The sequence below is a fragment of the uncultured Methanobrevibacter sp. genome (assembly GCF_902771435.1).
Lineage (GTDB): Archaea > Methanobacteriota > Methanobacteria > Methanobacteriales > Methanobacteriaceae > Methanocatella.
The window spans coordinates 47,003-57,509 of record NZ_CACXXB010000011.1; the positions used below are offsets into that span (position 1 = coordinate 47,003).

The 10,507-nt window shown below is 34.3% G+C and carries 11 protein-coding genes; 4 read left to right on the top strand and 7 right to left on the bottom strand.

The window, feature by feature from the left end; translation table 11 throughout:
• The first annotated feature begins 372 nt into the window (after positions 1-372).
• Positions 373-1,479, top strand: a complete 1,107-nt coding sequence (locus QZU83_RS04275; protein ID WP_295609950.1) for a DegT/DnrJ/EryC1/StrS aminotransferase family protein — start codon at positions 373-375, stop codon at positions 1,477-1,479.
• A 17-nt stretch (positions 1,480-1,496) separates the two neighbouring features.
• Here QZU83_RS04275 and QZU83_RS04280 read toward each other — a convergent pair whose 3' ends face one another.
• On the bottom strand, positions 1,497-1,799 hold the full coding sequence (locus tag QZU83_RS04280; protein WP_295609952.1) for an MTH1187 family thiamine-binding protein: 303 nt from the start codon (positions 1,797-1,799) through the stop codon (positions 1,497-1,499).
• Positions 1,800-1,850: 51 nt separating this feature from the next.
• On the opposite strand from QZU83_RS04280, the gene QZU83_RS04285 reads away from it, so the two are divergent.
• Positions 1,851-2,735 carry a TIGR00269 family protein gene (locus tag QZU83_RS04285; RefSeq protein WP_295609953.1) on the top strand — a complete coding sequence of 295 codons (885 nt, stop codon included), beginning with the start codon at positions 1,851-1,853 and terminating at the stop codon, positions 2,733-2,735.
• Here QZU83_RS04285 and QZU83_RS04290 read toward each other — a convergent pair.
• From QZU83_RS04290 to comB, 5 genes are all read right to left on the bottom strand, one after another.
• Positions 2,685-3,629: a calcium/sodium antiporter gene (locus QZU83_RS04290; protein WP_295609955.1), complete on the bottom strand. Its 945-nt coding sequence runs from the start codon at positions 3,627-3,629 to the stop codon at positions 2,685-2,687. The genes QZU83_RS04285 and QZU83_RS04290 overlap by 51 nt on opposite strands.
• A gap of 2 nt (positions 3,630-3,631) precedes the next feature.
• Positions 3,632-4,951: a hemolysin family protein gene (locus QZU83_RS04295; protein WP_295609956.1), complete on the bottom strand. Its 1,320-nt coding sequence runs from the start codon at positions 4,949-4,951 to the stop codon at positions 3,632-3,634.
• A gap of 21 nt (positions 4,952-4,972) precedes the next feature.
• On the bottom strand, positions 4,973-5,185 hold the full coding sequence (locus tag QZU83_RS04300) for a DUF1922 domain-containing protein (RefSeq protein WP_295609957.1): 213 nt from the start codon (positions 5,183-5,185) through the stop codon (positions 4,973-4,975).
• 68 nt (positions 5,186-5,253) lie between these two features.
• Positions 5,254-6,432 (bottom strand): TraB/GumN family protein, encoded by a 1,179-nt coding sequence (locus tag QZU83_RS04305; protein WP_295609958.1) that lies wholly within the window; start codon positions 6,430-6,432, stop codon positions 5,254-5,256.
• A 51-nt stretch (positions 6,433-6,483) separates the two neighbouring features.
• A complete protein-coding gene (gene comB, locus QZU83_RS04310) occupies positions 6,484-7,173 on the bottom strand; it encodes a 2-phosphosulfolactate phosphatase (RefSeq protein WP_295609959.1) in 690 nt (229 codons plus the stop codon).
• Between the two features lie 39 nt (positions 7,174-7,212).
• Here comB and QZU83_RS04315 point away from each other — a divergent pair, with 39 nt between their 5' ends.
• Both QZU83_RS04315 and QZU83_RS04320 read left to right on the top strand, forming a co-directional pair.
• Complete coding sequence (locus QZU83_RS04315; RefSeq protein WP_295609961.1) at positions 7,213-7,731, top strand: hypothetical protein; 519 nt, start codon at positions 7,213-7,215, stop codon at positions 7,729-7,731.
• 54 nt (positions 7,732-7,785) lie between these two features.
• Entirely contained in the window at positions 7,786-8,709 is a 924-nt protein-coding gene (locus QZU83_RS04320; RefSeq protein WP_295609963.1) for a methanogenesis marker 7 protein, read from the top strand.
• 13 nt (positions 8,710-8,722) lie between these two features.
• On the opposite strand, the gene mmp10 is transcribed toward QZU83_RS04320, so the two are convergent.
• Complete coding sequence (gene mmp10, locus QZU83_RS04325) at positions 8,723-9,973, bottom strand: methyl coenzyme M reductase-arginine methyltransferase Mmp10 (RefSeq protein ID WP_295609965.1); 1,251 nt, start codon at positions 9,971-9,973, stop codon at positions 8,723-8,725.
• Between the last annotated feature and the right edge of the window lie 534 nt (positions 9,974-10,507).

Consider the following 10,507-nt stretch of genomic DNA (forward strand, 5'->3'; position numbering starts at 1 on the left):
AACACATAATTTATTTCTATTTTCACTCTAAATTCATTAAATTAATCTAGGGGTAATCATCTTATTTGCACTTGTATTATTCACCTTTTTGACAGTAAAAATCTACACAAAAAGCACATATGGGAAAATAAATGAGTTATGGGAGTTATATTTTGTCTAATTATTCTTATTTTTTTGCACGGGCCCATGGGATTATCTTAAAAAATAATATTTATTAGCTCAATATTCATTGTTTTATGCCTTCATATGATAAATTAATATATCATAACACAATATATATCTAAATAGAAAGACCCTTTGTTGAGTAATAAATTCTTATTACTTGAAATGTGTAGGTGAAATTTTTTATATTTAAATCTAATTGGTGATATTGTGTCAAATATTAAAGTTCCTATTGCAAAACCCATAATTGGAGATGAAGAAATAGAAAATGTGGTTGAAGTTCTAAAATCAGGCATGATTGCCCAAGGCCCAAAAGTTAAAGAATTTGAAGAAAAGTTCGCTGAATGGGTTGGTGCAGATTATGGTATAGCAGTTAATTCCGGAACTGCAGCATTGCATGTGGCATTACTTTCATGCGGTATCGGTGAAGGTGATGAAGTGATTACCACTCCTTTTACTTTCATTGCAAGTGGAAATTCAATATTGTATACTGGAGCAAAACCGGTATTCGCAGACATAGATTTAAAAACATATACAATTGATCCTGACTCTATTGAAAAGTTAATAACTGAAAATACAAAAGCGATTTTACCGGTCCAGTTATATGGTCAATCAGCTAATATGGATAAGATTAATGAAATTGCAGAAAGATACGGATTATCTGTCATTGAAGATGCCGCTCAGGCTCATGGTGCAACATGTAACGGCGAGAAAGTTGGAAGTATGGGGGATATGGCTTGTTTCAGTTTTTACCCTACTAAAAACATGACTACCTCAGAAGGCGGAATTATCACAACCAATGATGAGGATTTGGCTGAAAACGCAGAAGTATTCAGGGCACATGGAGCTAGCGTAAGATATCATCACGATAAAATTGGTTACAATTTCAGAATGACAGACATTTCCGCAGCAATAGGTCTTGCACAGTTAAATAAAATTGATGAATTCAATGATAAAAGAATTGAAAATGCAGCATACTTAAATGAAGGACTAAAAGAGGTCGATGGAGTAATAACTCCTTATTGTGCTTATGGATCAAAACATGTATATCACCAATATACAATTAGGGTTGAAAAAGGCGACAGGGACGATTGGGTTGACATCATTAACGACTGTGGTGTAGGAACTGGTATTCATTATCCAATCCCATTATACAATCAGCCTGTTTATAAAACATTAGGAATTGAAGGTGACTGTCCAAATGCGGAACTTGCAGCGGACAATGTTATTTCACTTCCAGTGCACCCATCACTTACAAAAGAAGATTTGGATTTAGTAATTAAGGCTGTAAAAACAGCTTCTGAAGAGTTAGATTAAATTCTAACTTTATTTTTTTATTTTAATTTTTTATTAACACTATCAACTTTGGCATCCAAAGTTCTGTTTTTCATATCTCTTCTGTCATCAATTTTGATTACAGTATATGCTCTGTCCACGCCCATTTCAAAAATAGCTTCCTGGGCATTTGCTATTGCAGAGTATAACTCTTCTAAATTTTCAGCTTCAATTTGTGTTCCCATTCCTGTTAATTGATAATTCAGGCCCGAATCTTTAATTGCCTGAACGGCCGCAGTTACATAGTTTTTGCAGCTGGTTCCATTTCCAATGGGAATTATTGTAAAATCACATGTAATCATGTTTTCACCTTGTAAAAATATTTATTTATCTTTTTATAAATTAATTTAGTAATGGTTAAGTTAAACAAAGATGAATTCAATGAAAAAATTTTTACAAGAATCAATAATTTAATTTCCGATTATGAATTAATCAAGGAAGGTGAACTGATAGCCATTGCGCTTTCAGGCGGTAAGGACAGTGTTTTAACACTTCACGCATTAAAAAATTATCAAAATTATCTGGACTTTGATTTGGTTGCCATCAGTGTTGATGAGGGCATTGACGGTTACAGGCAGCACGGAATAGATTCCGCAGTCAATAATGCTAAAGATCTGGACGTCAAACTCGTTCAAAAATCATTTAGGCAAGAGGAAGGATTCGCTTTAGATGATATCTATCATGATTTTAAAAGCGCTTGCATTCCATGTGGTGTTTTTAGAAGAAACATTTTAAATAAAACTGCATATGAATTGGGTGCTGTAAAAATAGCTACGGGCCATAATTTGGATGATGAAATCCAATCATTTTTAATGAGCTTTGCCCGTGGGGATACAATCAAATTCTCCAAATTCGGCCCCGAACTTGATGTAATTCATCCAAAATTGGTTCCAAGAATTAAACCTTTGTGGAATACTCCAGAAAAGGAAGTTGGAATGTGGGCAGTTTTAAATAATATTGATATTCATCTTGATGAGTGCCCTTATTCTCATTTGTCTTTACGGGCTAAAATCAAAGAATTCTTAAACGTTAATGAAGACAAATATCCTGGAATTAAAAATAATGTGATGGAATCATTTCAAAAGATATTGACTTTTGAAAATGATATTCCCACAAGCCTTAATGAGTGTGAAGTTTGTGGTGAACCGACTTCCTCAAACATTTGCAAGGCCTGTGAATTAAAAGAATCAATTTCTCATAATTGCGAATGCCATATATCCGATAAACAGCAAGATTAAAATAGCTCCTTCTTTTTTGTCATATTTATCTTGAGTTTTACCAAATATGAAACACAATATTGTGACAAATAACATGAATAAAACATCTATTAGCATGCTTGAATCAAGAGGGATTGCGCTTATTGCACTACTTGCACCAAGTACGAACAATATGTTGAAGATGTTTGACCCAATCACGTTACCTATAACCAGCTGATTTTCCCCTTTCTTTAAAGCGGTAAGTGATGTTACAAGTTCTGGTAAAGAGGTACCGATAGCCACAATGGTTAAACCTACCAATGTTTCACTCATTCCGAATGCAATTGCTATAGCTGAAGCACTGTCAACAACCAAATCTCCTCCAAGTACAATACCTGCAAGTCCGACAAGTATGAAAAAGATACTTTTTGGAAGATCATATTTAGGTTTTTCAACTTCATTCGCACCGCCTGATTTTCTGGTTGAGTAAACGAGATAAGCAATGTATGCAACCATAATCAGGAGTAAAATGATACCTTCAATATTTGTAATGTCCCATCCGATAATTATGAAAATTGCCCATAATAGGGTTATTCCAACAAGGAAAGGCAAATCGAAATCAAGAACTTTTTTTTCCATCAGCAATTCGCTGAGCAGTGCAGCAATACCGATGACCATTAGCATGTTGAATAAATTACTTCCGATAACGTTACTGACCGCCATTGCATTGCTTCCGGTGAGGGAAGATGTAATTGAAACCGCAGCTTCAGGAGCACTTGTTCCCAATGCCACAATTGTCAATCCAACAATAATGGTCGGTATTTTTAATAAGGATGCAATACTGCTCGCTCCATCTACAAAAAAGTCAGAACCTTTTATTAAAAATACAAATCCCACTAATAATAAAACAATTTGGATTATAATCGACGTATCCATATTTATTCCTCCTTAATTTCTTCCTGAGGTCCTAAATCAGTTACAAGGACTTTATCAATTTGATGTCCGTCAATATCAATAATTTCAAAGATAAATCTGCCGCATTCGTATTTATCTTCTTCATCAGGTATTGTACCGCTTATACTGAGTATGAATCCTGCCAATGTGGTATATCCGTCATCTTCCTCATCAGGCAAGGAGTCTTTAAGTTCAAACAATTTTTTGAACTTGTCGATTGGATATCTTCCATCTATCAGCCATGTTCCGTCAGCTCTTTGGATAGCCTGAGGTTCATCTTCTTCGTCAATGCCAGGAATGTCTCCTACAATACCTTCAAGTAAATCATTTAAAGTAATCAGTCCTTCCACACTTCCAAACTCATCAACAACAAGTGACATGTGGACGTATTCCTGATTTTCTTTAAATTCTTTTAATAATTCTAATGTTTCAAGGTGTTCGGATACCACCAATGGTTCCTTAACGATTTTATGAATGTCAAATTCATCCCCAATGAATAATGCGGAAAGTATGTCCTTTGCCTGAACTACTCCAATAAAGTCATCCAGTTCTCCGGAAGCAATTGGGAAAATAGATCTTCTACTTTCAATGATTTTAACTTTATTTATTTCCTTATCGTCTTCAAGGTCAATCCAGATAATTTCATTTCTTGGAGTCATTATGCTTTCTACTTTCTGGTCATCAAGCTTGAATACTCTTTTGATGATGTCTTCTTCTTCTTTTTCGATAGTGCCGTCTTCTCTTCCTTCTTTAATCATTAATTCGATTTCTTCTTCAGTGACAAGGTCGTCGTTTTTATTTTCAATTCTAAGTAGCCATAAAAGAAAACTGCTTGATTTAGCAAGAATGAAGCTGACAGGTTTTGATATTTGTGATAAGATTACCATGCTTTTTGCGACTTTTAGGGAAACTCTTTCAGGGTCATTCAAAGCGATAACCTTAGGAACAATCTCTCCAACGACTAATGTTAGGTAAGTTGTAACAATAACGACTATCGCTATGCTGATAGGTTCGCTGTATGGTACGAATGAGATTAGTTGAGAAAGAGGTTTGGCTAATGTTACTCCACCAAGAGCACCGGTTAAAACTCCGATAAGTGAAATTCCGATTTGAACTGTTGATAAAAATTCATTAGGGTCTTCAAGTAGATCAAAAACAATTTGAGCGTTTTTATTTCCTTCTTCTAAGTATTTTTGCATTTTTGATTTTCTTATGGATACAACAGCAAGTTCCGCCATTGATAAATATCCTGTAAATATTATTAAGATTAATATTATAATTATTTTGAGTGCCGTTCCAATCATTTTTAACAAACCAATTAAAACTTATAAATCACTGGCTCTTTGAAAGTCAGTGTTACCATATATCTCATCTTGCATTTGCTGAACTGCATATGAAGCATCTTCGCGTGTAGCAACCTTTTTAAATATTCTTCTGGATTTAACCTTCAAAGTCTTTCCACAAACACATTTGCGTGTTGCTACTCCTTTCTTTGCATATAATACACGACCGCAGTCGCAACGAAATATAAGATACATGATATTTTGTCCATTTAAAATTAATAGTAATTAATATTTAATCAATATATTATATAAAAGTATATACTTTACATGCCGAATATTTTCATGAATAGGGGTATGAAAACTTTTGACGGCAAAATTACTAATGTGGCTATACTGACTCCTAAATTAGTACCTATCACCACTAAAAGTATTCTGAAAATGTTATTGTGCCATAAATCCTTTAAACTTCCGATATGGGCCAGATTTTTAATATCGCTTTGCCTTACTTTCCTGTATTTTGCTTCAGTCAATCCTGAAAACCATCCTGCGGCAAGCAATGGGTGAATAATTGTTAATGGGGCTACAACTCCTCCGACAATTGCAGACTGAATTTTTGAGCCTGAAAGGATTGATCCGATAAATCCCATTATCATGCTGATTACTATGAACTCATAAATATTTCCGGTAATGTTTATCCCATTAATAAATGCCAGAAAAAATATCACAACAAACAGGATTGGAATCAATGCCAGGATTATTTTAGTCCATGGGATTCCTTTTTTTTCATTAATGACTTCCAAATCACTTAAATTAGGCAATGTTTCAGGATTGTCAAGATATCTTTCAATTCCCGGCTGATGCCCTGCGCCAACCACTGCAATGACATGGTCTTGAGGTATTTGAAGTAGTTTTCCTGCGAGATATGCATCTCTTTCATGTACAAGAACTTCGTAAACGCTTGGAGCTTCATCCTTAAACATTTCCATCAAATCATCAAGATTTTCCGGATTTTTAAGTTCTTCAATATCCACGTCATCTTCATCACCAAATCCTAAAGCGGAAGCTATAAGCCCGTACATGAATTTGGCCTTTTCCATAAAACCCATTTTATTCAAGGCTCTTTGCAAGGTTGTACCGATGTCCCTGTCAATCAATGCGATTGGTATTCCCAAATCTTCACATGCTTCAATGGCTCCGACCATTTCAGATCCGGGTTTCACGTCAACATCTTCCCCAACTTTGGACTGGAAGAAACTAAGAAGTGTTGTGGTAAAAAACAGCCCTACCTTATTGTCTTTAATTATTTGTGTCACTGAAATTGAGTCGTCTTCTTCAATTCCTGCCATTTCCTTTTTAAGGCGGGTGTATCTTCCCATATCAAGTTCAATAGCTACTACTTCAGGTTGCTGTTCATAAATAGCATCTTTAACTTCTTCAACACTATTTGCTGATACGTGAGCAGTACCTATAATTTTTAAACATTCTCTTTTCAAGACTAACACTTCTTTTAAAATTAGTATTCATCTAATATTATGAAATCTTAATATATAAACTTAATCGTTAATTGAATACAGTTCCCGATTTTCGTATATCGCTACATTTTCACAAATATTTTTTTTACTGCAAAGGTCAATGTCCTTTTTATACCCCAGTTTGGCCAAGTGTTTTCCTGTTCGGGAGTTATAAAATCCCATTTTTAAAGAATTATGATTCCTGCTGGCCATTATCGCAGCCTTAGCCATATCGTTTATTTCATATTCGTCCAAATCCTTGCAGATCCAATATAAAATTTCGCCTGATGCCAAAAAGTCTTCAAGCGAGAATTCTCCTCTGACGCCTGCCATGACAACATCAATATGGTCTTCGGATATGGCCAATGATTTTTCAGCAACTGCCTTTGCATTGACAAGGCATCCGACAAGAACGGTTGAGTCCATGCCGTCAAGAATTCTGGTTCCGTTGCCGGTAGTCAATATTAATGTCTTTTCATCCGTTTCGTATTCATCAATGCCGACGGGAGTGTTTCCAACATCAAAACCCTCGATTTTTTCACCATTTCTTTCTCCTGCAAGAACTCCTCCCTTTTCTTTTTTTATTTTTAAAGCATCTTCGGCACTAAGACATGGGATAATCTTTTCAAATTTGTCCAAAGCCAGTGTTATTGTTGAACTTGCCCTTAATGCATCAACCATTATGGACACGTCTTCACTAACTGTTTTCTCAAAACTCAATGTAACCTTCATGAAATAATTTATATTGGGCAATTATATAATAATATTATTATGAAAATCGTCACAACACCAATGTGTGAAGAAATTGTAAGACTTGCAGGAGTCACAGATTATAAGGTAAACAAATTTCCAAAAAAAGAGGATGGGGATTTGGCAATTCTGCTTTCCGAAAGCAAAGTTGAAATGAATGCATTGCCCATTAAAATCAACACTCCAAAACAGGTTTTTGAAAGTATCAGGGAAGTTTCCAAAGTCACAGGAAATGAAATTTCAGATGATGAAATCGAGGCATTTTTTGAGGGTTACGGTCTGGCGAAAAAATACCTGAATTCCAGTTTTAAACGGAATGTCAATGTCAGGGTATATTCTGAATTTTTAAAGGACATTGTTATTGATGTTGGCTTTAATATAGTATCTGATAATTATGATTACGTAATCTATCCTGATTATCTGAAAGATAAAGTCACAGAAACCGAAAATTTAGTCGAAATCCCTTCTCACAATAGCATTTCTAAAAATCCATTTGAAAAAATTGAGCAAAGATATGCCATTTTAGAAAATTTAATATAACATATAAATTAAAATATTATTTATTGTAAATTGCATTTTTCGAGAGTTGTTAATATGTATGAAACATTAACATTTAATGGTGGAGTTCACAAAAGTGAAGAAATAAAAGAATTAATTGAAGATTTGGGCGGATTCATTCTTCAGGAAAGTATTCAACAAATGGAATTGGTATTGAATATAGCAGTTCCAATGGAAGATGTTGATAAAATTGAATCTAAGGCATCCGAATTATTAGGTAAATTATCAGTTGCCCCTATGGCTGGTTCTGAAATAGCTATTGTTTCACCAACATTGGCAAGACATCATTTGCCTCATGCAGCATGTGACATATCCGAATATTTGCGTGAATATGGTGCAAAGGATAATATGATTGGTCTTGCAAGAGGTGATGGAAAAGGTACATCAGGAATCACTGAAGAGGAAAGAAGCTTGATTGAAGAACATGATATAGCTGTTTTTGCATTAGGCAGTTTTGAAAATTGTATTAAGGAAAAAGCTTTCTTATATGATAATATTGATGTTCCTGTTATAGTTACTGGAGCACCATATATGAATGTTGAAGATCTTCCTGGAGCAGATGCATATGTCGGAGGATTGGGCAGGATTCCTAGAAGGCTCAGAAGAGGTCCGGATATACGTGCACTTGATAATTTAGTGGAAACCATTGAAAAAATATTAAATGATAGAAAACGCGAAATGGCTCTTGATGCTCCATTAGTGCCATCTATCGTTGTAAAAAATGCAATTGAAAACCAAGTTAAGGAAATTAAAGATGTGATTTCTCCAGCACCTGTAACTTCTCAACTAGATGGTGTCCGTGTAAAATTAAACTATGATAATTATGCCGATAAGATAGCTAATGTCGATATTGACGGCAAAAAATTATCTGAACTTGCTGAAATTAAAAAATCATTCATGTATGATTATATTTTGGTAAAAATAAATAGTGAGAGTTCTCTTATTGAGGATTCAAACTAATTTTCTTTTTTTTTTAACGTATCACTCTCATTCCGAAGAAATTGACTGCATCCACTAAATCGTTAAACTGTTCTAATTCTCTTTCTATGACATTTTCATCAGTCATGTCAATACTCAACTCTCCGTCAACAGTCAATGTGTCGGGGCCACGACCAACAATTCTTTCAATGCCGTCTGCACTTAAGATTCTCTCTGCATCAAGCAGATGAACAAATGATCTGCCCGGAAGTATGACAGCTTGTTTTATTTCACTTAAATCAAGCTTTTCCAAATCTTCTTTTGTAATCAAACAGGCTATCTCTTTTTCAACGCCAACAACATTAACATTGTCTCCTGTTTCAAGTTTTGAAAATATTTTGGAGATAAATGGTTCTGCAAGTTTGGATGTGATTATGGTTGCTTCACCGGTTATTGGTTTGATGAACTGCAAGAAGACTTCATTTTCATCACTGGCAATTGCAAAAGGGCCCCCAGTTACAGGGTCGCATAATGGAGTTCCGCTTACTCTGAATTTGTATTCTGAGTTGATTTGTTTTACAAGTTCGGCAAAGTCTTCAACAGGTTGTGATTCCACTCCTTTAAGAATAGGTTCATTTCCTAAAATCAGTCCTTCATTGAAGGTATTTGCAAATCTCATCAAAAGCATTCCTTTTGCTCCCCATTCTTCCAGGGAATTGCAGGTTTGGCGCAAAACATCTCCATCATTAACGCCGGGTATTATCACGGCAGCACCTGTCAGGTCAATGTTTTCACAGAATATCTGGCAGGCCTTAAGAGCCTCTTCGGGGTGTTTGTCCTTGACCCATTCCTTTCTGAGTTTAGGATCTGATGAAAAGATAGTAAATGAAACTTCCTTAACTCCATTGTTAATCAGTCTTGTGGCAGTTTCGCTGTCGCTTATTCCTTTTCCGCATGTATAACCTAATACTGATGGGATACCGAACTGTTTCAGGTTGGCTGTTAGGTTTTCAAGGTGAGGATAACAGCTCACGTCTCCTCCTCCGCTTATGTATGCTGAAATGTCTCCTCTGCCCATTGACATCATCAATGCACTTTGAACTTCATTCATAACTTCAAAGGGTGATTTAAATGCTCCTTGGGAGTCAGCCACTCCTTTACTACATCTTTCACAGCCAATTTTATTAGGTAAACAGTGAGCACAGCCAAATACTTTAATTTCCTTTACCTTTCTAAAGTAACAATATTTGCAAAAACCGTTACAATCCTTTCCAGGTATTCCTCCAACATCTGCTACAACTTGCATAATATATTATTTTTTAATTCATTTTATTTATAAAAATCGAATTTTTTTCAGGTGGAGTTTTTGTATTACTTTTAGTAATATTTATTACTCAGACATCTAAAAGTAATAATTTTTTATATTGCTTTATTTTTATTTTAAATTTATTATTTTTATTATTTTTATCATATTATTTCTAATATCGTTTTATTTTTAATTAAATAGTTATTTATTTTTATTTTTTATATTTACATTAATTTAATCAATAATAAAAAGTAATACTTTTAGAGTAATTTTTCTTAAAGAAAAAATCTTTTATTATACTTTATAAAGTTTTCTAAAATGTTTCATAGGTAATATTTATATTATATCTTTAATAAAATAAAATTTGTATACCATATGGCTGGCTATTGCAAAAACTTGCTTTGTAGCTAAATACTCAATTTGGTAAAAAATTTACCATTGAGAGTGGTATATTAGTTAAACTCTATTTATTTAGGAGGGAAAAAATGGCAAAGTTTGATGATAAAATCGATTTATTCGATGATAGAGGCAACG

Coding starts and splice junctions, on each gene's coding strand:
- QZU83_RS04315 (WP_295609961.1), top strand. CDS start 7,213: ATGAAAATCGTCACAACACCAATGTGTGAAGAAATTGTAAGACTTGCA.
- QZU83_RS04300 (WP_295609957.1), bottom strand. CDS start 5,185: ATGTATCTTATATTTCGTTGCGACTGCGGTCGTGTATTATATGCAAAG.
- comB (WP_295609959.1), bottom strand. CDS start 7,173: ATGAAGGTTACATTGAGTTTTGAGAAAACAGTTAGTGAAGACGTGTCC.
- mmp10 (WP_295609965.1), bottom strand. CDS start 9,973: ATGCAAGTTGTAGCAGATGTTGGAGGAATACCTGGAAAGGATTGTAAC.
- QZU83_RS04285 (WP_295609953.1), top strand. CDS start 1,851: ATGGTTAAGTTAAACAAAGATGAATTCAATGAAAAAATTTTTACAAGA.
- QZU83_RS04320 (WP_295609963.1), top strand. CDS start 7,786: ATGTATGAAACATTAACATTTAATGGTGGAGTTCACAAAAGTGAAGAA.
- QZU83_RS04295 (WP_295609956.1), bottom strand. CDS start 4,951: ATGATTGGAACGGCACTCAAAATAATTATAATATTAATCTTAATAATA.
- QZU83_RS04280 (WP_295609952.1), bottom strand. CDS start 1,799: ATGATTACATGTGATTTTACAATAATTCCCATTGGAAATGGAACCAGC.
- QZU83_RS04290 (WP_295609955.1), bottom strand. CDS start 3,629: ATGGATACGTCGATTATAATCCAAATTGTTTTATTATTAGTGGGATTT.